Genomic DNA, 20,667 nt, shown 5'->3' with positions numbered 1-20,667 from the left:
ACGCGAGGCGTGTAGACAATTCAGTGGTTGGCAGGTATTCATCCAGGCCGTAGGCCATCGACTCGTGGCCGATAAGCCACAAGTGAGAGTGTCGTTATTTCATGAACTTTCGGGTCGCGGAAACGCTGCAGCTCTTCCAGAAACCAGTCGCGTGACCTGGACAGCAGCATCTGCAGATAAGCATCCACCAGGGTCATCATCTGTGGGCTTTTTTTGAACTGCGCGATTCTTGCACCTGGCTGGCGGGAGCTGTAGGAAACCTGGATTCCCGCCGAGCGAAGCAGCTTGCCTGCCCAGCTGTGGTACGTTTCGACTTGCACACCGGATTGCATCCCGAGCTGGGGCAGCACTCCGGAAATATAATGACGTAGCGACCGATTGAAGACTACGACCAGAATGCGATTGGGTCTGAATCTTTCCGGATCCTGATAGGCGAGGTAGGCAATGCGGTGCAGCCCGACGGTCGTCTTGCCGCTGCCGGCGCCGCCTTGCAAAATGACGGTGCTGGATTCCGGATGAGTGATCGCCTGAAATTGCTCCCGACTGATGAGCGCGCTGATTTCCGGCAGCCGGTGGTCGGCTTTTTCTTCCTTTCGCGAGACCGCTCCACCTTCTTCATCCGCGGTGCGCCATTCGCCCTCAGAATCACGAACCAGCTGCACCTGGTTTTCCAGGATGCTGCGCAGTTCCCCGCCGCTGGCTTCCACCTGGCGTTTGGCTGCAATCGTGCCCGAGCGCTCTCTTCCCTGGATCTTTTCATCATAGAATTCGCCCGCCTCGTACTCGTAATAGAGTCGTGAAACGGGCGCTTCCCGCCAGTCAAGGACCAGAAGTTTGCCGTTCCCGCCGAAAAACGACCTGCGCCCCAGGCAATAGCTCAGGGAGCCCAGGTCGTCATCTGCCAGCTTCAGAACCCCGAAGTAGGGTTGGTTGAGCGCAATAGGGTCGTTATAGCGGCGCATATGCCAATGGTTCAGAAATGCTCTAATGCGCTCTTCGATCTCCCGCTTTTCGCGCCAACCGACCGCTTCCAGCTTCTGTTGTTTGAGCTCGGCAAGCTCCTGATTTTTTCTCCGCTTATCCTCTTCCTCCTCCGTCAAGGTGGATTGGATGTCCTGGAGTATACGCGCAAGCCGAGCTTCTTCCTCCGCGATTATTTCTCGATAATTTTCCATGGAAACAATTTGCTGCAGCCTGACTGTACTCCTCATTATTGCCTCTATTGAATTCTTTCGCTCAGGCCTTTGCCGGGTTGGAACTTGACCACTTTTTTGGCGGGAATGGTTAGTTCCTCACCCGTCCTTGGATTTCGTCCCTTTCTTTCCGCGCGCTCGCTAACTTTAAAGGTCCCAAAGCCGATCAGGGTTAAAGTGTCCCTATCCGCCATGGCTTCAGCAACAGAATCGGTGAAAGCGTTGAGGGCGTCTTCCGCTGTCTTTTTGCTGATGCCTGCCTTTTGCGCAACATTTGCAATCAATTCCGCCTTGTTCATCTCTTTCCTCCTGTTGATAGGTTAATAAGTACTCGGTAAGCCGCCTCTAGCTTGCAATGTGTAAATGCTGACGGTGCTCCTGTCCAGAGGATTTGGCTGATGATATGAACTTTTTGCGTGCGCTACTGGCTTACTGAATTACATGGTCCAAGTCCTTGGCTGCGCCGTTTAGCCGGAACGTTGGGTTCCCTTTATACGGTAGCACGGCAGAATCAACAAAAGGCATTATATTTCCAAATTTTCAAGGAAACTGTAGTGGCTCTTGCGGGTGAAAATGATGTGATCGTACACCGGGATTCCGAGCAGTTTGCCGACGGTGACCAATTGCTTGGTGACTGCTCTGTCATCTTCGCTCGGGGTGACAATGCCGGTAGGATGATTGTGGGCAAGGATCACGGCAGAGGCCCGCTCCGCTATCGGATCGGCAAAGAGTTCGCGCGGATGCACTTGTACTCGGTCCAGAAGTCCGACCGCGACGATGCGAACGGCAAGGACTTCGTTGGCGCCGTTCAAGGAAATGCAGATGAAGTGCTCCTGTTTGCGCTCGGCGATGTAGTGGATGAGAGGGAGCACGTCGGTCGGCCATGAAATTTTGAATTCCCGTGGATGGATGCGCCGACGGGCAAGTTCGACCACTGCAGCAATGAGACTCGCCTTGGAGACGCCAACTCCTTTAACCTGCAGCAGCTCCCTCATTTTCGGCTGCCAGTTACAATATTCCAGATTTTTCAAGATGCGATCGGCAAGAGCTATAACATTGCAGGGCTTTTTGTTGCCGGCGACCAGGATGGCAAGCAACTCGGTGTCGGTGAGGGCAGCAGCTCCTTTTTTCCAAAGCTTTTGGCGGGGACCAATCTCTGAGGATGTTGACTGGAGCCGTTTCCTCGCGGCTTGGAAGTCGTTCTTTTGGAACTCCGGTGATTGCCTTGTCGGATTTGGCTGTCTTTTTGGGTCATACACTGGGTTTTCTCACCAAATGCGTCAAAAGAGACGAGACCAACATCAAGCAGGTTCAAACTGGATCCGAAATTTAAAAGCAAACCTTGAATCTTCAAGCTCTTTTATTTCGTTGGGTTTGTTCTCCTAACAGTGAAAGCCAGCAAAAGATCGTTGCAAGCACGTTTTACCTTTTCTGCCGCCTGATTGTTCGAATGGATTGCTGCTCGATTACATATGGATGTGGCCAATATTACACAGAATCTCTTATTTTCAGAGTTAAGAAACGGTTAAAAAAAGAAAAGATTGGTTAATTTTTCGGTTGCTGAGTTAAGAAGTATTAAGAGGGGGGTTCGCCAATCTACACAATAGCCTGTCATTAGGTAGGCTATTTCACGCGCCGATGGTTTTTGAATAGATCATAGGCAAAAGTGCCTATTTTCATCTAGGTAAAAATACCGATATATTTTTATACTCTAATATAAACAGGATGTTAAACTGATTTGCGCATGATTAGTTGCAAGATTGTCGGAGGCGTTGTGCTGCCACTCATCATAAACCTTCTCGTCACCCTACCGGCGCGACTCGAAATGACATTAGGCATTCCACTGGGTGAACCACCAGATTATCCTTTGCTCGACAAGATCCACGAACTCCTGGACCTGATCCTGCTGTTCTCCGGTTAGGACCATCTTCACCTGGTGCCGGATGCGTTCTTTGTATACGATCAACTCAGTCATGAGCGCGGACTGCTGCTCGGCAAAGGTGCGGATTTGCGCTTCATTAAAGTCGCTCGTTTGGTTCTCGGCGCGCCACTGCCGGCGGTAGTCAATCATTTTTTGAACAAAAGGTTGCATAGCCGGAAGCTCTGCCGCAACGATGGCGTTGATCTCTTCCCGCTGAGTCTCTGTAAGCTGCAGCTTGTCGGCCAGCCGATTGAGCATCCACCAGGCGATGGGACGATTTTCTTGTAAGAAAGTGCGAAGAAAACGATTTGGTGTCCCCGATTGAGTTTCTTTGCCGATCAATCGAGACCTCGCGTCAGTTCCTGCGGCGCCCCCACAGCTCATCATCACGAAAATTAAAAGCACGATCATTTTATTTTTCACATAGCACCTTTCTTTTCCTTGTTGGCTCAGCTCTTTTTCTCCTTGATCCGTCTTTCCTTTTGCCTTCACATCTTTGAGAATCCGGTCGACATCATCCGGGATCATTTTTTGTATCATACAGACAGTTTTCAGAAAGTGATTGTTAAGAATCCGTCAAGTTATGTAAAGTTTTGTTAACTGTTTGCGCTTTGATCGGTCGAGCCGTTGAATCAATTAATTGCCGCACTTGTCGAAATTTGGGGAGAGTATGAATCGCATTCTTATAATCGATGATGACTTGGAGCTCTGTGACCTGCTGACCAAATATCTCGAACCGGAAGGTTTTAAGGTAGAGTCCGCTCATGGCGGCAGAACGGGACTGGAGTATGCATTGCGGGAAGCCTTTGATTTGATTGTGCTCGATGTCATGCTGCCGGAAATGAGTGGCTTCGATGTGTTGCATCAAATAAGAAGGGAGTCGACCACACCCATATTGATGCTTACGGCACGCGGGGACCATGTGGATCGTATTGTGGGATTGGAAATGGGGGCGGATGATTACTTGCCCAAACCGTTCAATTCCAGGGAGCTGGCAGCGAGGATCCGGGCAATCCTGCGCAGGGCAAGGCAGCCTTCGGAGGTGGCGACAACCGACGTTCTCTGCCGGCCGGTTGCGGTCGGTGACGTGGAGCTCGATCCCGGAACCAGGGTGGTAAGAAGAGACAGGGAGCGAATCGACTTGACGGCTTTGGAGTTTAATTTGCTGGAAATACTTTTGCGAGAAGCCGGATCGGTCGTAGCCAGAGAAAAGTTGGTGAAACTGGTGCTCAGCCGTGATCCTACCCCTTATGACCGGAGCATCGACGTGCATATGAGCAACCTGAGAAAAAAACTTGGCAATCAGTACGATGGAACAGAGCGCATCAAAACGGTTCGGGGCGTAGGCTATATCTATACGCTTCCCGTCCAAGAGATTGGAGCAAAGGATGAGTGAGCATGAAACTCAGAAATGATAAGAACTTCAGCCTGCGCTCTTTTTTCAGGCCCGGGAGTATTTTCTTTCAGATTTTTGCCTGGTTCTGTCTGGCCATGTCTCTTATCTCCGTTACGCTTCTGGTGCTCACTTTCACAGCTCAAGCAGGACCTCTCTTCGAAATGTATCGGCGGGAAATAGGCAGCTCGCTCACTCTCCTGGGAAAAGCGGCTGCCTCAATCTCTGAGCGCGAAGGGACCGGTAAAACGATTACATATCTCACTGAGATGGAAAAATCTTCTCACGCCTGCCTCTATTTTCTTGACGATTCGCTCCAGGACATCGCGGGTCGCACAGCTCCTGAGCCTGCCGCGGAGCTCGCGCTTCGCAGCAGGAAAAGCGGAAAAGTTGAGATGGAGTTTTTCGAAGGAATGTTTCTGGCGGCTCAATCTGTCGCCGGCCCGGGAGGGGAGCACTATGCGGCGGTAAGACACATTTCCAGAGGACCGTTGCAGGCTTTGCTGGATCAAATACACGCTTTGGGAATTAAGCTGCTCATTTTTCTCATCCTGGGGATCGTTTTGTGCTGCTGGCTCGCCAGCTACCTTTCGACTCCCATCCTGAAGCTGCAAAAGGCCGCACAAAAGGCAGCCACAGGTGATCTTTCGGTCCGAGTGAGCGAGGCCATCGGCAAAAAGCCCTCTGAACTTGCCGCACTGGCAGAAGATTTCGACCGGATGACGGCGCGAATCGAGACTCTGCTCAAAGCCCAGCGTCGCCTGCTGAGAGACATTTCCCATGAGCTGCGCTCGCCCCTGGCCCGCCTCAAAGTGGCCCTGGAAATCGTCCGCCGAAAGCCCGACCCGGAAACCGCCGATTTCTTGGACCGCATGGAGCGGGAAACCGACCGATTGAACGAATTGATCGGGCAACTGCTCGACCTTGAGCGATTGGAGGCCGAAACCGGATTGAGCTTGAATGAGTCGTTCGACCTGTCGGATTTGGTCCATGAAATCGCCTCGGATGCCAGTTTCGAAGCACGAAATGACAAATGTTGCGTTCACATGGCCCATAGCGAACCGCTGCCCATCAGGGGATCAAGGGAACTGCTTCGAAGCGCTCTGGAAAATGTGGTGCGCAACGCATTGCGACACACAAAACATGGCTCAGAGGTCGAGATATCACTATCTCGGGAGGATCGAGAAAGCAAAAACTATGCCTTGGTGATGGTTCGTGATCATGGACCGGGAGTGCCGGAGGAAGCCCTCACAGATTTATTCAGGCCCTTCTTCCGAGTCCAAGATGCACGGGAGAGAACATCCGGCGGAACCGGCCTCGGGCTCACCATAACCGAGCGCGCCGTACGCCTGCACGGAGGATCCATCTCTGCCTGCAACGCCGAAGGCGGCGGGCTGATTGTGCAGATGAAACTGCCTTTGTCGTGAACAGATTATCGCGCCGGGAAAGCGATGCTGCGAGGCTTTATCATGACATCGAAGACCCTGGGGATGAAATTGAAAGGCAGTTCCTTGTGAAACATGTCGTTCATGGAGTTGACGAATACCGCTTCGGCTTTTCCAGTGCAGCGGGAGGTCCAGCAGGCGCTCATGGATGGTAAGATCGAAGCCCTTCACATAGCTTGGATTGCCCATGGCCTGGAGGCGCCCGGCCATCCGCTCGGCGTTGCAGTTTTGGCAGCCGGCGCTGATCTTGGTGCATCTGGTGACCGGTTTCCAGGTGCACTCCGTCCATTCGATTTTCGAACAGGTGGCCATCGCTCAGGGCTCCTCTTAAAGCCCAAGATACTTCAGGTGGCTTCCGCAGTGGCTGCTGCAATCCGTAGATCCGAAGCGAGGAATGAGGATCACTCCCGGCGTGCTCTGATTGAGGTCGCACTCACTATCAACAGACAAACTGACTTTGAGCATGCGGCAGCGGACATGGGCAAGCAGATAATCGATATGCCATCTGAGCGGCTTTTTCGCTTTCAAATGTCTTGCCACCCTGGCCTCGATGTTCCTCCTGGCGCTCCCGGTGTAAATGTAGCTTCCCGGAGGGAATGTGAACACACCCAGCTTGCCCACGACAATCGTTGCCGTCTCCTCCAGGAAAATGTGCAGCTGATAGGATCTGATGTTTTGTCCGCACTGCATAATTGCCTCTCTTGCCTGTCTTCATTAGAATAATCTAGCAAAAAAGATGCGATTTCGATTGGCGAAAAGATGGAAAAACATAATGAAGAGATTTGTTTTGACTGGAGCAACCGCCATGGCATGTTCAATTACGAGACGACAACTAATGCAAATGTTTTGTGTAGCGATACCGGCTGCGCTTCTGGATTCGGTGGGGTTTGACGTTTTTCAGGATGAGCTCATCTGCGTTCATGTATATGACCCAAGCAAATTGATTCCGGCGCCTCTGCTTGAAGCTCGTGATGGGAAAATGTCGCGCAATGAAGACCAGCGCTATTTTCAATCCGGGTTGCCGGAGCTTATGCTTTGTACCTCTAGGGTAAGGTTTTTGGACTTGTTTCAGTATTTCTGGCCGATCTCGCGAGAAGAATTTCGACGAATGCAAGAAAAGATCGAGGCGAAACTGGCCAAAGCTAAACTGATCAGCGATCAAGATGTTGAAGAAATAGCACGTTATCTCGACCAGAACGACCAACTGGCCGTAGCCGGCGATGTGACTTCCGCCGTCATTTTGACCCTCAATGACCACACAGTGCAGTGGGCATCCGAGATTGTTCAGATATGCCGGAGTGCGAAAATCACCGAATTAGTGATCTTCAAAGACCCATTAAAACCTCCCTACCTCTGCAGCTATCCCGCTCAGCAGAAAGGCTTCAAACGACCACCGCCCATAGGCTCTAAATCCTGAAGGTTTTGTTCGGATGGAGAGCAACACATTTCTTGACGGCAAGGAGGACATTTATGCCGAATTTCGGTCGAGCGTGATGTTTGTATGACTCCCTGTATGGGGGCAGACCAGCTTTCCCCAGTATATTATACTGTCTTAGGCTGAAAAGTTTCATTTTACGGCTTGATTCACCAATCAGGCATGATTGCTGGGGCACGTTGTTTCACTCCTCAGCCCCAGCCACCCAACCGTCATTCCTGCATGCGGGAATCCAGAATAGTTGCGAAGATAAATGCAGGATCTAGTCCTAACAAGTATGTATTTGCGGCGCCGTCCAGAAGGGCTGACAGCGTCTCTGTAGTGTTTCTTGTCAAAATAGAGCGGCGGGCCGTGGTCGGCATCCACAACCCGCCAAGTCAAAGGGATCGGCCACAAAAAATACGAGGCCACTATTTTTCTAGCATGGGTTGGGCCATAATCAAAACAATTTCATCGCCCCGTTCTCACTGCAACGCATCTTTCGCAACCCGGCAACGTCTGTCCGGTCTTGGCGGTTTTTCCAACGAGAGTACACGCCCTGGTCAACCTGGGAAACATCGGATACCCTTTGCACGCCGCAAGAGCGCCGAGCAGCTGTACAGAAAAGCTCTGCTCATAGACCCTGCGCGGCCATGCTTCCCCAGGTTCGGTCGAAATGGCCGAGGGTGGCAAAATATGCATGATTTGAGGCTGTGGCTGTGCTATTCAGGGTTTGTGAACCTCATCGATCGAGGCGGCTGAGAAGTGGAAAAAGCGCTCATTCCTTGTTACTTGAGGATATTGAAAACGGCGGTTGGCTTTACCATCTGGCTGTATCCGGGCTATCCGAAATGCCGGCTGCGTCTGGCGGATTACTGTCTGGTGGTTCGGCAAACGGGAGAGGTCGAGTATTTTCAAGACAGCATCTGCAGATCCCTGGAAGCCGCTTCAGTCGATGCAAGAACCGAAATCGCGCCACACCCGGAGCTCCCCCGACTGATCGAGCTGCTCAGACAGGAAATCCTGCCAAGAATGCCGGCAGAGGACAATATCGGCTTTCTTAAGATTGCGCCCCAGGGCGCAGGGGAGGTATCGGTTCTCTTTTCGTCCCAGAGCGTTCGTGATGCCGGGAAATTTCTTTCCAACCTCTCAGATACGATAGAGATGCTGGTCAACTCGTTGGCGCCCGATATTTCCTACCTTAGCTACCGTGCCATTTACGCAGGGCTGCCCGATGAAGCGAAAAAAGCGGTCCGCAAGGCGCTCGAAGAAGATCCCGTCTCTTTCGAGGCCCTCCTGGATGCCTGGTTTCTCAATCTGGCCGGCTGGTTTCACGGGTCGCTCCTGGCGGAGGTTTATGAATCCCTTGATGAAGCGGTGCCGCCTCTCTACCGGGATGCAACGCTGCATGATAAGGGGGCACTCTTTGAAGTGCACCCCGATCTTTTGCCCTATCTTATGGCGACCGACTGCGATCTCCTCTGGGACCACCTGCTGCTTCCCTATCCGGCCTGCTACTTCCACTTCGGAGCGACCGGCATGGATCTTCTGCCAGACTCGAAAGAGGCCGGAACTTCATGGGTTCGAGAACGCTATGATGTGGTCGGCGCATATCTGGTCGATATGGGAGAACAGCTTCTCATTACCGTTCTTGGTCAACATGCGAAAACCCATGACGATTTTCACCGGAACATTATCCTCCCCAAAGAGCCGGGGAGGCGGATTTGGGAAACGGTCGAGGATTCACTGCCGGGAACGCACGAGTACATCACGCGGGACATTGCTTCGCTGATCCTCTCCACGCTGCTTTTCATTACTTCCGACAGCTACCGTGGCGAGCTCCGGGATGAGCTGAAGCCGCTGATCGAGAAAATGAAGCGCACCCAAAATCCCAAGAAGCTGCGCAGCGCAGAACGAAGGGCTGCCACGGCCAGGCGATATACTATCATCCGGTCAGCAAAGTCTTTACCGAAGATGGAGCGAAAAGCAGGCGAGACAGCCTACACCATCGCCCGAATGGTGAGCGTGCGCGGTCATCACAAAATGCAGCCGCACGGCCCGAAGCGTTCCTTGCGAAAACTCATCTGGATCGCGCCCTACATACGCGGCAGGGAGTATGAAAAGGGCGTGGAGGGAGGACCTCGGGACTACCTGGTGAAACGCTGAGCGGATTTGGTTGGTAGCGGTGCGCTCTCGCGAGCTACCTAGCCGTTGTTCAATACCGTGCCGTGGGACACTTCCAGGTTCCGCAGGAAGGTATGATAATCTTCTTCAAGAATTTCCCTGAACTTCATCCTGGCACCAATGTTTTGATGCAGTATCTGCAGCGGGTACTTCCCGGGGTGTCTCTCATAACCGTGTCCGGAGAAAGGCAAGCTCGGCATGAACAGAGGCATCAACAGTGTGATGAAAAAGTCCGGCCAAACCCGATTGAGGACCCGGCCTATAGCTCCCTCCTGATTGAAATAATAGTTGAGGTGAAAGAATGTACCACAAAATCGTTCCATGCCATATCATTTGACTCCGGCAAAATAGTGATCTAATCCTTGCCCAAGAAAAAAGATATGAGCAGTTGCACTGCAAACTAATGACACCGCTGTTCACGGGTGGTTGCCAATGATCGACAAGACCAAAATCGTCGAAGCGGTTCACGACAAGCTGAAGAAGCTATCCACAGGTCATTGTCTGGATTTGCGCACCTACAAACGAAACAGGTCGGTTATCATCGTAAAAAATAGCGAACGGGAGTTCAAGGTATCGAAAACGGCTACTTCAATGAAAGATTCACCGTGACCGGCGATAAACTGGGGAAACTGCTGAAAAGCCTCATCCGCAAGGAATTCCCGCGAAGCAATAAGATAAGGCTGTATGTGATGGGCGAATTCGATGACGAGGAAGCACTGAGCACCCGGCGAAAAATTATTTGAGATGTCACCGCCAGGTGGACGAGGAGGATGTGTGGCAACGCTGACCAAGGCCCGGATCGTGGAGAAGCTTTTTGCCAAAAACATGTTTACGAAAAGCGATTGCGCCCGGATCGTCGATACTCTTTTCGATCTGGTCAAAAAATCGCTGGAATCCGGCGAAGATGTGCTCATATCCGGGTTTGGAAAATTTTGTGTGCGCGAGAAACACCAGCGGCGGGGACGGAATCCGCAAACCGGTGAGCCCATGGTGCTCGGTTCGCGCAAGGTGGTCACCTTCAAATGTTCCGGTATCTTGAGGGACGCTGTCAATGAAGAAGCGGGGTGACAATGACAAGCAGCCAGTGGTCGAAGGCGACTATCTTTTCGCAATAAAACTTCCTGCAATCCTCTGCGCGATCATGGGGGCGTTGCCGCCGGCCCGGTTGTTGATAATGACATTCATCCTCACATCGCGCTTGACCGCGGCGTGCATCAGGACGGCTGTGTCCTCGATCATCTCCCGGCTGAGCATACCGTCGACTATCTTGTCGAAAGGATGCGCCTTTGCATAAGCGTCCTCATAGCGCACGTCGCGAGGCGTCATCAGCCTGACTATCGCCTGCTTTCCCGAGTTGAAAAACCGTCTGCCCGCTTTTGCGAATTGCCTTCTTAGAGGCGGCAGCCACGTCCAGTGAGAGAGCACCTGGCCGACTCCATGCTTCGCGAAGACTTCAAACACGGCCCTGTCAAGATAGGACGCTGTTCTGAGCTCAATATGGTATCTCGTATCCTTTGGTATTTTGGAGAAGAACGCGTCAAGCTGCATGCCCATCTCTTTTGCGGAAATCCGTTCATCCTTTCTCTGGTACTCCTGCTCAAAGATGAGGCCGGCCATGCTTTTTCCAAGGATCTTGACGGCCGGCCGGTAGAATTGTCGCGTGAAAACGTCCGGATCAAGATATGAATCGTTTTCGACGAACCGATTGCCGCGCTTGAGCTTCTGCGCAAAGACAAGCTGTGGAACCTTCAACACGACAGAATCTCGGTCCCTGATATATTCTCTATAGGCTGCGAGCACGCGATGGGTCTGTGTGGGCTCGCCCTTTTCATCGAGCAGCGGTCGATAGAAAGTGTAATCGATCTCAAGCACGCCGAAGTGCTCGAAGTATTCTTTTACACTATCGACAGGCAGCACCTCTTCCGGGAAGGTTTTCCCGCCGACCTTGTTGGTTCTTTTGGTTATCCTTCCCTGGTACTTTTCCGGCGTGTAGATCTGGCCGAGCCAGCCCCAATACCTGTCACTTGCAGTCCCGATAAGAACATTGGGGTGAAGGTTCCTGAACCTGTACCTTTCGATGTCATCGCGCTGTGCCATAAATACGACACCTCTGCCGGAATTTATTGAGGTATAAACCAATACTTAAAGCGGAGTGACCGAGAGTATTGCCTCAATCCTGCTTGTGGGTAGAATTTATCTTCTCAGTTTCTCTCGGTCCCGAAATGTCCAACCGGAATCAAACCAATTCGCGAACGGATTCTACCGAAAACATCGGCCGCAATGAAGTGAATATGAACTGACGGGATCGGCTGGAATGTGTGCCAATGTTTTTTTATTGATCGCTGAACGACTAAGAAACTACAAAAGAGTCATCGACTTGGCATGGCCATTTTTTGACTGGCTCACTTCCTTGTGTATCTGCATATACTGTTCATGTTTTGAGGCGGAGAAAGTTTTTGTAGTCGAAGGAACGGCAAGGAAAGCGACGGTGGGAGGATTCTCTCCAGGCTGCGTCACGAAAAACATCAACTGAGTTGCCAACTGTAAATTGTGATGACACTTCTTACCAGCTAGATTCAAATAAATCACCAACGGTGGAACCTGTGGTGATCTTGGCCTGCGGCCTCCATGGCACGGCAGCGTGCACGCGCATAGAATTGGCACACTGCTTGCTGAAATTAATTGTTCAATCGGACGCACATATTTATTCCATTTTTTACCCAGCTGATCTCTCGAAGTGACATACGTTGAATACGACCAATGCTGATGCCGCTCGATTCCTTGCACATCGTTGGCTGTGCCGCGCATGATCAATTGAGGCTTCGATAAAGGGAAAAATGCCCTGACCGGGGTTGCCAAATGAAATAGGGTCAATGCTTCCAGATCGATATTTCGTGCACAATTTAGTTTCGCCCGCTGATCTGAAATACGATCTTCTGGAATAAAAAGGACAGTCCAAAAGGGTATGATCCATATCTACTCTTGTTTAATTTGGAATTCATCGATTGGTCGCAAAGGCAATTGAGCAATCTTACGCATAGGCAAAATTACTGACATCAAAATAGGCAAATGTACCTATTGAATAATCGATTGATTTGTGCTGCAGATGTAAGGAATGAAAAAAGACGAAGGCGTTAGGTTGAATCTACCAGATAAGTGATTGTATATCCGGATGTTAAAAAACAAACCAAACACCAAATGCCAAAGCATCGGAGGAAAAACAAAAAGTAAAAGCCATTGCAGCGCAAGCAAGAATGATGTGAAATGCCGATTTCGCTGCCTCCCTCGGAAACTCTTGTTTGCTATTGCCACCTTATTATCTTGTCCACGTTCAGAGATTCATCGAACGTCGCTTTAGGGTAAAAATATTTATTTCAATAGGATAATTGCCTTCCGCCTAATTGTAATTACGGAAAGCCTTCAAAAAGGAGGTTGTTATGGCAATCCGAATTGGAATTGTGGTGACACGCTCGGGGAGCCTCAGACTGCGTCAAGAACCTTCCACATCCAGTCCCATTTTGAGAACATTGCCAAAAGGCTTTGCAATGCAGATCCTGCGAAGCGAAGGAGACTGGTACCATGTGTCTGTCGGGGATTTGCAAGGATACGTATGGGGTGCACTTATTCACATTCAGGATGATGGGCCTCAGGCAACCGGCTTACGGTCACTCATCCCAGATTTTGACAGAGAATCCTCAAAGAGGATGGCGCTGGTGCAGCAGGCACTTCGAATGCTTGGAGAAGACACGACTGTATTTGACAATCTGCCAGAGGTTTTTCAGAAGTGTTGCTGTGGATGGAACTATCGACACGATCTGTACCACCTCCATCATAAGGACATAGTTTGTGCCGATCTTGTCTATATTTGCCTGAAAGCTGCAGGCATTCGAGAAATTGAGTGGACTGTAGACGCACCACAAGGAACGTCCTTCAAATCGCCTCATGCCGCTAATTACTTCCGACCAAATGAGTTTCTACGAAAGGTTGCCGACAATGAGCCATGGCAAGCTGGAGATATCTTGATTTACTGGAACGGTGACTTGGAGAGCAATCGTCTGAGGCATGTCAATTTGTACGTCGGTCCTTTTTCCGGTGTAGACCTGGATGGCCGGGTATATCCGAAGGACAAGCCATGCGATGTGGTCAACGCCAGCATTGATTACCGGGACAGGGGACGAGAGCGAGGGACCCGCATAATGGGCCTGACCAAGGAACGATGCCTGATCACAAAGCTTGGTCGCAAGAATACAATGCGGCTACGCCATATTGAAATTGAAAAAGGGTTTCCTGAGGAAGCGCCGACGATAAAGCCACTATCATCAGTGAGTAATGATTTCATCGTAGATGCGGGGCAGCTGACCTTCGATGCAGAGGGACAGGAAATCAGCGGTCTCTACTTCAGCCGCAGGCCACACGTTCCCTCGAATAGCTCCGGTGTCACACTTGGTCGCGGTTACGACCTGAAAAGCAAAAAGCAGTCGCAGATCCTTGCAGACTTGACCAAATCCGGCCTTGATCCCGAACTGGCGGAAAAATTCGCAGGGGCGGCGGGACTCAAAGGCGATGCAGCCAACCAATACATTCTCCGCCAAGGGCTTGGGAATGCAATTATTACTCCAACACAGCAAAAGGCTCTGTTTGAGATCACATACGCTGAGCACTCTGCTGATGTGGAACGGATATGCAACAAGAGCAGCGCGGTTCGAACCTATGGGGGGACGGATTGGGAGCAACTTCATCCAGCCATCAAAGACATTCTTGTAGACTTGCGCTATCGAGGCGATTACACGCCCTTCACACGTAAACGGGTACAACCCTTAGTCGTCGCCAACGATGTTGTTGGTTTAGCGACCTTCATGAGCGACGAGAAATACTGGAAACAGCAGATTGGCGTTCCTCGTGACCGCTTTGAACGTCGTGCCGACTACATGGCCAAGGCTCTGCGGGTGGTAGGGTGAGCTCGAATTGATTCGAACTCAAGGATCGTTGCTCCGCGCGAAACGCATCCTGGAGTCGATGTAGGAGGTGGTCTGGTCCGAGGTTAAGGCGCCGAGGTGACATCGGACGGTGATTCGGTTGACAAGATCGCTAAGAGAGGCACGGGCAAGGAGCTTGGCGAGGGGCTCCTGACCGCTGAGGACGATCTTTACGGGAGTATCGGTATCGAGGGCTGAGCTAACCAGGAGGCGCAGATCGGTCAAAGCTTGCGGATCTATAAGGTGGGCTTCGTCGATGATAAGCACCGTTGAGATCTTCTTTTGCGGTGCGATCGGAAATTTGTAAAGATGATCCTTGCCTCGCCGGGGAAAGCTACTCCCAACTGAAGGTCTGATTAGTTGCGAAGCAGGCTGGATGACGGGATTCCGTTGAAGTGGAGATAAACGGGGCGGTAGCGGTTTTTAGAGAGGTTATGGATGAAGAGCCTTAAGAGTGTGGATTTTCCGGCACCGGTTGGTCCGATGAGGAGGGCCAGGGTCCCCTTGCCGGGCGAAGGTAGTCGAGGTCTTGGCCGGGGACGGGAGATGCGGTGGTCGTTGAGGATCCATTCCACGGAGCGTTCCTGGAAGGGATGGCTGTTCATTTTGAAATGATCAAGGGAACATGGTGGTTACTCTTTTGCTGTAAGTTTGTTTGAGCTCACCGACGAGGTGGGGGAACGACTTGTTAGGCACTCGGGCAAAGGCCTGCGTGAGCACGGATTCTGTGAGCTGAACGTTTTGATTGTAGAGTTTTTTGAGCGTTTCGAGCTCCTGTGCCGTGAAGGCGGAGATGCCCACTTCTTTTCCGAGCAGCCGGGCAAAGGCTCTGACAAAGGCATGAAACGGCCACGGCCGCACGGAGACGACCTTACGGTAATCGATGCCGCGAGTGTTTGCGGCGAGCTGCTCCCAGTGCTCGCGAACGAGGAAGATCGATGAGGTTGTACTTGGGTTTTCCCCGAGCATTGCGGGAAAGGCGGTTGCTCGGCCTCGCGGTGATGGAGCACGCCGATCCCTGGTATTCGCCTTTCAGGAAAAGATCTTCACGCTATCTGAAGACGAGAAGGGATCGTAGTGAATCAGACCTTGTCTCCCTTAAAGCTGGATCGACCCAGTGGGGCGCTTATCGAGGCTAATGTCGGAAAAATCACTTGTGGACGACCCGGAAGTGACCTTTCTAGAAAGGAAGCGAGCACCTGGTCCATTCCACGTGGCGGATGACGGAAAGTCCGGTATGATAGCGGTCCTTGGGAGTCTCGCCGGTCTCGGAATGAATGGAGCTATGATAATCCACCGGATCCATGCGCTGAGCTCGGTTGGGGATATTCGGCGCTTATGGCATCTTGTGCCCGCACCTCGGATTCGCCGGTCTTGGGCGGTCTCAAAGCGCTCAATGAGTCCTCGGGAAGGTCCCGGCGGCCAGTGGCGAAGCCGGATGTGGAGCCGGTAGCAGGTAACCTTGAGGCCGATTGCGTGATAGACCTTGGCGTTATCGAGGTAGAGTTCATGGGGCGCCATGCTTGGCCAGGGCGCGCAGCAGCGAGTCGATGAGGATATCGGGCTTTGGCGCAGGTAGTAGCGGGCCTCGACGATATACCTGCTGTGGCAGTCGATGAAAGCGGAAAGATAGGTGGGCAGGACCTCCCGGCCGAAAACAACGCAAGGGCCTTCCTCGAAGTCCCCAACAGAAGATCATGGGTATGGTCTCTGGTCCAACGTTTTCTCACCTTGTTTTTGACAACGCCGAGCTTGAGGCGGGTTGCGCCACACCTTTAAGATGGCGATACAAAGTAGAGCAGGAGAGCGTAACGCCATAGGGTCCTTTAGGAATCGGTTGATAGTGGCAGAGCGCTTGGGCTGCTCGCATTTAAGCTCGATGGCGGTTGCAATGATTTCTGCGGGTGCGGCCTGGCATGGCCGCGGTCATGGCAGTCTTTTCTTGCGAGAGCATCGAATCCTCCGGTTCGATAGCGCTTCGCTCGCCTGAGGGTGGAAAGGAGGGCGCTTGCCGGTACGTCCATGAAGACATCTCCTTTTGAGAGATCTCTTTGAGAAAATCCCTGGATCGATTCCGGCTCCACCTCGTCGAAACGGGGCGGGGAGATCGCACCAGAACAGGGGCTATTTTCATCTTTTTGCTTCATAACGCCTCCTTTGTTTTATGGTTGGAGGCGAGCATAAATCATTTGCCAGGCGCGGCCACTGTTGCAAAGGAAAAATTAGGCTTTTCAAAAACAACTCGGAATACCGCCTCAGGTGGACGAGCCGGCGAGAGCCGTTTGAGGTTTCTTCCCGAGCGGTTTTTCACGAACTTATTGGGGAGATCGTTAGCGCGGCGAGATCCCGGTAGACTTTGTCGCCGGATCAACTACAGCAGATGAGGTCCAGAGCGCGGCGCGGTTTGCTGAAGCGGCCAAAGGTGTCGATCCAGCGGTAGAGGGTTGTGTGGGAGGACTTTATCGACCGGCGTATTTCCTTCGTCCGTGAGGTATGGAAAATCTCAGGCCTTCTTCCAGGACTGTCTTCCGATAGGTCGACGTCTCATCTTCCAGATAGCTTGCCGAGCGATGAAGTATCGCGTCGCTGGTGTAACGCTTGAAGGAAGCGCGAAGGAGGCTACGTTCGGTGAAGGTCTTTATGGCAGCCGGGGCATTTCCACCGAATGACAAGGCATTTTACCACCTGGACCAATGCGTCGCATAGAATGCGGAATTTGCGGGGGCGTGCCTGATGCCGCCTGAACAAATCCGGTTGAGTATTGCAGACGGGGCAGGAGGGCAAACCGCAGCGGATCTTGTTTCGCAGCACATTCAAACTGTATTTCTATTATCTGAGCGGGTAAATGGAGCAAACATGGCGTCTCCCACTTGAGCGAATGATCATGATCGAAGAGGTTTCCGAAAAAGCCAGTTATTTACTCCAACCTGGCGCCGCCCGCAGCGCCGCCGCCGGCGCCCGACGCGCCAGATGCTATGTTTGGCAACGGTTTTTCAACAAAGGAGTTGCGTTACCCATGAGTAAGATATCCCGCAATGCGCCCTGCCCTTGTGGAAGTGGAAAGAAGTACAAGTAACATTTTGTTGCGCGAACAGGTCCTCAACGTACCCGGCCGCCGCAGGCTCCTTCAGATGTCTTCAAACAGATCCATGCCCAAATGGAGGGGAGTTGGACAACCTATCGAATAGTGTCATTGATCTCATCCAAGCCGGGAAACTGGACGAAGCAGAGCTCAGTGTCACAAGCTATTGGAGCAGCTATCGGACGATGTTGACGGGCTCGACGGACTGGCAACGGTCTATGAAGCCAAGGGCAGAATGGGATGGCCGCTGAGTACTACCGAAAGGCGGCCGCTTTTATGCGCTCAAGGCCAGGATTTGACAACGAAGCCATTGAATGGGCTCTGAAGAAAGCCTCTGAACTGGAGTCTGCATCGTCATCAGCAGAATAGATCTTGCAGCCGAGCCATGGCCTGCAGGTGGTCGGCGAGGCTCGTGGCGCTGCGACAACCAGTAATGTTGACATTCCGGAGGTGCTTCGGCGCCCCCGCTGATGCCCAGCCGTTATCCGGCGTGGTCTTGGGACCGGTTAGCGCCCGGCGCGCGGGGTAGGCAGGGTAAAGTGCAAAAGCATGGCGAGGTATAGCGGGATAGGCGGGATCAGATTACTTGGGACTGTTCAAATCAAATATTGTGGGACGTAGGACAAGGAAGCCATAACCACATCCGCCGCTTCCTTGTTTGCTTTCAATAAACCTCAGATTGCATGACCGCGCGAGAAATGGAGAAAAGATCATGGCAAAGGAGTATTTGGTGGCATTGTTTCCACGGACCCGCCGCGTGATGATCAACGGCCAGTATATGGGAATCACGAATACAAAACTTGAACTTGAAAGCGGTCCTTATGAAGTGACTCTCGGCCCTCCTGATAATTTTACTCCTGAGAAACATGATATTGATTTGCGCGACACGGCATCGCTCAAGCCGAGGGTGGTCGTGTTCGAGGTGGCCTCATGAGGAAATATTATAAATTCTGGAGGGTTTTTCTTGCTTCGACGTTGATTCTTTTCACGGGGTGTGCGCATTACATCGTCAACGAACAAAGCCGAGAGTTTGATTCAGAGTCAGGTTATCGATTTGATGCTATTGATCCTGGGCCACATAATAGTGATTCACTTTTTGTTTGCCTAATGTTTTCGGGAGGTGGGACCCGAGCTGCTGCCCTGTCCTATGGCATTATGGAGGCCTTGCGAGACACAGTTATTGTCGTCGATGGCCAGGAGAAACGCCTTTTGGATGAAGTGGATTGCATCTCCTCGGTGTCTGGGGGCTCTTTCACCGCAGCCTATTATGGCCTGTTTCGGGACCGACTGTTCGAAGATTTCAGGGTCCGATTCCTGGAGCGTGATATTCAAGGGTCCTTGGCTGGCCGACTTTTTAACCCAGTAAATTGGATCCGGCTGGCTTCACCTTACTTTAGCCGCATCGATATGGCTGCAGAATTTTACAATAGCGATATTTTCGATGCGGCCACCTTCGAAAGCCTGCAAGGCGAAGAGCGTCCCTTTGTGATTCTCAACGCCACCAATTTAGGAGCTAATCGACGGTTTGATTTTACCCAGGAGTATTTCGACGCGCTCGGTTCTCGGCTTGATCTGTACCAGGTCTCAAGGGCTGTGGCAGCCTCATCTGCTTTTCCTTACTTATTAACCCCCATCAGTTTAAAGAATTATCCGGTCGCGGAAGGATACACACCACCTTGGTGGTACGAGAAAGCTTTAACCACGGAAGATTGGATCACCGAACGTTACAACGCCGCAAAAAACCTGAAGGTCTACTTGGACAAGGAGAATCGCTATATTCATTTGATGGATGGCGGCTTGTCGGATAACATCGGTGCTAGGGGAATTCTGGATGCACTTGATCGAGGCTTCATTCGTACTCGCATCAATCAGGGCGCCATCGAGCACTTGGTTTTGATTGTCGTCAATGCCCGCACACAGAGTGAAGATCAAATTAGCCGCAAAGAGAAACCACCAGGATTCTTCACGGTGGCAGAGAAAACCGCCACCGTGGCAATGGATAATTATAGTTATGACAGCGTGACCGAACTGCGAGAGGCACTCTATCGCCGGGTGCAGACCCAAAAGAATGACCAAGCCTGCGTCGCCTTGCTCTCCGAATATTGTCCTGAAGCACCAAAACCCATTCTCTTTCCGGTCGATATCGATCCTTATGTAATCGAGATCAATTTCGAGGCGGCTGACCAAATCCCCGGCGAAGACCCGCGCTACTACCTGGATTTGCCCACTTCTTTTAAGCTGAGCAAGGAGCAGGTCGCCAAACTAATCGCCATCGGGCCCAAGCTGTTGCAGACCTCGCCTCAGTACCAATGTTTACTCGAAGTACTGGCCGCCAAAGAAGAAGGGCGCCCCCGGCCCGAGGCGTGCCCCATAGGAGCGGGAATTTTTCCTTAGCATTTTAGTACCTTTCAATTGTAGCGTGCTTCTCTAATCCAGATCGCGTGTCGTCTAAAACGTGTAACCATCATATTAAGCTAATTTAAAACATGTGGAGGTAAGCAATGCTAAAGAGACTAGCCGCTTTTGTCGCCATTGTATGCATATTGTGTGCTGGATGTGCAAGAGTACCCAAAAATGCTGCTTTACTGAGTTCCTCCGTAAATGGTGGAATTACACGTCTGCAGGCGGAAAATGAGAAGGTTATTCGAGCCTTAGGTGATGTTGAGAGAGGCATATTGGACGAAAAATGGGAAGACATATACCGCAGTGCTGAAAAGAAGTACCGCTCTGAAATGGTAATTACTTCGAGCGAATGTTTAACCGAAGAGCAACGGCTAGATATCACGACCATTGCAGCGGCGGCAAGGGAGGAAATATTGGCTCAAATAGCAGCAAAAGAGGAGGAACTGATAAACGATTCCCGCAAAAATGCACAGCTTGTAATTGGCATGAACTCCAAGGTGCAAGCGTACCTTCTATCGCTTGAAAGGTTAGATGCTTCAAGGCATGAGATATCTGACTTATTCAATGAGATAACCGGTGTCGATCCGAGTTTAATTGTGGGCACAGTCGAGAAAGCGCTGGTCCTTGCACCATAACCACATTGCATATGAGGTAAA

The 20,667-nt window shown here is 51.6% G+C and carries 26 protein-coding genes and 1 pseudogene; 13 read left to right on the top strand and 14 right to left on the bottom strand.

Annotation, left to right across the window (positions count from 1 at the left end; genetic code table 11):
• Positions 1–38: 38 nt before the first annotated feature.
• The 4 genes from K1V27_RS00315 to K1V27_RS00300 all read right to left on the bottom strand — a co-directional run bounded on the left by K1V27_RS00315 (position 39) and on the right by K1V27_RS00300 (position 3,642).
• On the bottom strand, positions 39–1,211 hold the full coding sequence (locus K1V27_RS00315) for a UvrD-helicase domain-containing protein (protein WP_258927529.1): 1,173 nt from the start codon (positions 1,209–1,211) through the stop codon (positions 39–41).
• 8 nt (positions 1,212–1,219) lie between these two features.
• Positions 1,220–1,492, bottom strand: a complete 273-nt coding sequence (locus K1V27_RS00310) for an HU family DNA-binding protein (RefSeq protein ID WP_258927528.1) — start codon at positions 1,490–1,492, stop codon at positions 1,220–1,222.
• A gap of 225 nt (positions 1,493–1,717) precedes the next feature.
• Positions 1,718–2,452, bottom strand: coding sequence for a RadC family protein (radC, locus tag K1V27_RS00305; RefSeq protein ID WP_258927527.1), 735 nt, complete (start codon positions 2,450–2,452; stop codon positions 1,718–1,720).
• 572 nt (positions 2,453–3,024) lie between these two features.
• Positions 3,025–3,642 (bottom strand): Spy/CpxP family protein refolding chaperone, encoded by a 618-nt coding sequence (locus tag K1V27_RS00300; protein ID WP_258927526.1) that lies wholly within the window; start codon positions 3,640–3,642, stop codon positions 3,025–3,027.
• Between the two features lie 142 nt (positions 3,643–3,784).
• Between K1V27_RS00300 and K1V27_RS00295 the strand changes: the two genes are divergently transcribed.
• Positions 3,785–4,510 carry a response regulator transcription factor gene (locus K1V27_RS00295; RefSeq protein ID WP_258927525.1) on the top strand — a complete coding sequence of 242 codons (726 nt, stop codon included), beginning with the start codon at positions 3,785–3,787 and terminating at the stop codon, positions 4,508–4,510.
• 2 nt (positions 4,511–4,512) lie between these two features.
• On the top strand, positions 4,513–5,934 hold the full coding sequence (locus K1V27_RS00290; protein ID WP_258927524.1) for an ATP-binding protein: 1,422 nt from the start codon (positions 4,513–4,515) through the stop codon (positions 5,932–5,934).
• A 5-nt stretch (positions 5,935–5,939) separates the two neighbouring features.
• Here K1V27_RS00290 and K1V27_RS22680 read toward each other — a convergent pair.
• Positions 5,940–6,198, bottom strand: a pseudogene (locus K1V27_RS22680) (DUF5131 family protein).
• Between K1V27_RS22680 and K1V27_RS00285 the strand changes: the two are divergent.
• Complete coding sequence (locus K1V27_RS00285) at positions 6,140–6,283, top strand: hypothetical protein (protein WP_258927523.1); 144 nt, start codon at positions 6,140–6,142, stop codon at positions 6,281–6,283. The pseudogene K1V27_RS22680 and the gene K1V27_RS00285 overlap by 59 nt on opposite strands.
• Here the strand turns inward: K1V27_RS00285 and K1V27_RS00280 are convergent.
• Positions 6,280–6,642: a GIY-YIG nuclease family protein gene (locus K1V27_RS00280; RefSeq protein ID WP_258927522.1), complete on the bottom strand. Its 363-nt coding sequence runs from the start codon at positions 6,640–6,642 to the stop codon at positions 6,280–6,282. The two genes, K1V27_RS00285 and K1V27_RS00280, sit on opposite strands and share 4 nt — an antisense overlap.
• 145 nt (positions 6,643–6,787) lie before the next feature.
• On the opposite strand from K1V27_RS00280, the gene K1V27_RS00275 reads away from it, so the two are divergent.
• The gene (locus tag K1V27_RS00275; protein ID WP_258927521.1) at positions 6,788–7,369 is read left to right on the top strand and encodes a hypothetical protein; all 582 of its coding nucleotides are present in this window, start codon (positions 6,788–6,790) and stop codon (positions 7,367–7,369) included.
• Between the two features lie 762 nt (positions 7,370–8,131).
• The gene (locus K1V27_RS00270; protein WP_258927520.1) at positions 8,132–9,532 is read left to right on the top strand and encodes an AcrVA2 family anti-CRISPR protein; all 1,401 of its coding nucleotides are present in this window, start codon (positions 8,132–8,134) and stop codon (positions 9,530–9,532) included.
• A gap of 38 nt (positions 9,533–9,570) precedes the next feature.
• Here the strand turns inward: K1V27_RS00270 and K1V27_RS00265 are convergent, their stop codons facing one another.
• Positions 9,571–9,873 (bottom strand): hypothetical protein, encoded by a 303-nt coding sequence (locus K1V27_RS00265; protein ID WP_258927519.1) that lies wholly within the window; start codon positions 9,871–9,873, stop codon positions 9,571–9,573.
• Positions 9,874–9,982: 109 nt separating this feature from the next.
• On the opposite strand from K1V27_RS00265, the gene K1V27_RS00260 reads away from it, so the two are divergent.
• Genes K1V27_RS00260 through K1V27_RS00250 form a run of 3 tightly spaced genes read left to right on the top strand, consistent with a single transcriptional unit; the run spans position 9,983 to position 10,618 of the window.
• Positions 9,983–10,159, top strand: a complete 177-nt coding sequence (locus tag K1V27_RS00260) for a hypothetical protein (RefSeq protein WP_258927518.1) — start codon at positions 9,983–9,985, stop codon at positions 10,157–10,159.
• A complete protein-coding gene (locus K1V27_RS00255) occupies positions 10,156–10,293 on the top strand; it encodes a hypothetical protein (protein WP_258927517.1) in 138 nt (45 codons plus the stop codon). The genes K1V27_RS00260 and K1V27_RS00255 overlap by 4 nt, the downstream gene beginning before the upstream one ends.
• Before the next feature lie 40 nt (positions 10,294–10,333).
• Positions 10,334–10,618 carry an integration host factor subunit alpha gene (locus tag K1V27_RS00250; RefSeq protein WP_435051654.1) on the top strand — a complete coding sequence of 95 codons (285 nt, stop codon included), beginning with the start codon at positions 10,334–10,336 and terminating at the stop codon, positions 10,616–10,618.
• Between the two features lie 30 nt (positions 10,619–10,648).
• Here K1V27_RS00250 and K1V27_RS00245 read toward each other — a convergent pair whose 3' ends face one another.
• Positions 10,649–11,647 carry a DUF72 domain-containing protein gene (locus K1V27_RS00245; protein ID WP_258927515.1) on the bottom strand — a complete coding sequence of 333 codons (999 nt, stop codon included), beginning with the start codon at positions 11,645–11,647 and terminating at the stop codon, positions 10,649–10,651.
• A 1,340-nt stretch (positions 11,648–12,987) separates the two neighbouring features.
• Between K1V27_RS00245 and K1V27_RS00240 the strand changes: the two genes are divergently transcribed.
• Positions 12,988–14,508 carry a pesticin C-terminus-like muramidase gene (locus K1V27_RS00240; RefSeq protein WP_258927514.1) on the top strand — a complete coding sequence of 507 codons (1,521 nt, stop codon included), beginning with the start codon at positions 12,988–12,990 and terminating at the stop codon, positions 14,506–14,508.
• Between the two features lie 18 nt (positions 14,509–14,526).
• Here the strand turns inward: K1V27_RS00240 and K1V27_RS00235 are convergent, their stop codons facing one another.
• The 6 genes from K1V27_RS00235 to K1V27_RS00210 all read right to left on the bottom strand — a co-directional run bounded on the left by K1V27_RS00235 (position 14,527) and on the right by K1V27_RS00210 (position 17,198).
• The gene (locus K1V27_RS00235) at positions 14,527–14,793 is read right to left on the bottom strand and encodes an AAA family ATPase (protein ID WP_258927513.1); all 267 of its coding nucleotides are present in this window, start codon (positions 14,791–14,793) and stop codon (positions 14,527–14,529) included.
• Positions 14,794–14,882: 89 nt separating this feature from the next.
• A complete protein-coding gene (locus K1V27_RS00230; protein ID WP_258927512.1) occupies positions 14,883–15,131 on the bottom strand; it encodes an ATP-binding protein in 249 nt (82 codons plus the stop codon).
• A 10-nt stretch (positions 15,132–15,141) separates the two neighbouring features.
• Positions 15,142–15,495: a hypothetical protein gene (locus tag K1V27_RS00225; RefSeq protein ID WP_258927511.1), complete on the bottom strand. Its 354-nt coding sequence runs from the start codon at positions 15,493–15,495 to the stop codon at positions 15,142–15,144.
• A 211-nt stretch (positions 15,496–15,706) separates the two neighbouring features.
• Entirely contained in the window at positions 15,707–15,832 is a 126-nt protein-coding gene (locus K1V27_RS00220; protein WP_258927510.1) for a hypothetical protein, read from the bottom strand.
• A 520-nt stretch (positions 15,833–16,352) separates the two neighbouring features.
• Positions 16,353–16,673, bottom strand: a complete 321-nt coding sequence (locus K1V27_RS00215) for a hypothetical protein (RefSeq protein WP_258927509.1) — start codon at positions 16,671–16,673, stop codon at positions 16,353–16,355.
• A 312-nt stretch (positions 16,674–16,985) separates the two neighbouring features.
• Complete coding sequence (locus tag K1V27_RS00210) at positions 16,986–17,198, bottom strand: hypothetical protein (RefSeq protein WP_258927508.1); 213 nt, start codon at positions 17,196–17,198, stop codon at positions 16,986–16,988.
• A gap of 212 nt (positions 17,199–17,410) precedes the next feature.
• Here K1V27_RS00210 and K1V27_RS00205 point away from each other — a divergent pair, with 212 nt between their 5' ends.
• The 4 genes from K1V27_RS00205 (at position 17,411) to K1V27_RS00190 (ending at position 20,646) form a co-directional block, all read left to right on the top strand.
• Entirely contained in the window at positions 17,411–17,602 is a 192-nt protein-coding gene (locus K1V27_RS00205) for an SEC-C metal-binding domain-containing protein (RefSeq protein ID WP_258927507.1), read from the top strand.
• A 718-nt stretch (positions 17,603–18,320) separates the two neighbouring features.
• The gene (locus tag K1V27_RS00200) at positions 18,321–18,542 is read left to right on the top strand and encodes a PEGA domain-containing protein (RefSeq protein WP_258927506.1); all 222 of its coding nucleotides are present in this window, start codon (positions 18,321–18,323) and stop codon (positions 18,540–18,542) included.
• Positions 18,539–20,002 (top strand): patatin-like phospholipase family protein, encoded by a 1,464-nt coding sequence (locus K1V27_RS00195; protein ID WP_258927505.1) that lies wholly within the window; start codon positions 18,539–18,541, stop codon positions 20,000–20,002. The genes K1V27_RS00200 and K1V27_RS00195 overlap by 4 nt, the downstream gene beginning before the upstream one ends.
• Before the next feature lie 107 nt (positions 20,003–20,109).
• The gene (locus K1V27_RS00190) at positions 20,110–20,646 is read left to right on the top strand and encodes a hypothetical protein (RefSeq protein ID WP_258927504.1); all 537 of its coding nucleotides are present in this window, start codon (positions 20,110–20,112) and stop codon (positions 20,644–20,646) included.
• Positions 20,647–20,667: the final 21 nt, after the last annotated feature.

Origin of the sequence: Desulfoferrobacter suflitae (assembly GCF_022603395.1) — a bacterium.
Taxonomy (GTDB): Bacteria; Desulfobacterota; Syntrophobacteria; order Syntrophobacterales; family Syntrophobacteraceae; genus Desulfoferrobacter; species Desulfoferrobacter suflitae.
The sequence above is the reverse complement of the archived record's forward strand: the minus strand, read 5'-3'. Positions and strand labels throughout refer to the sequence as shown.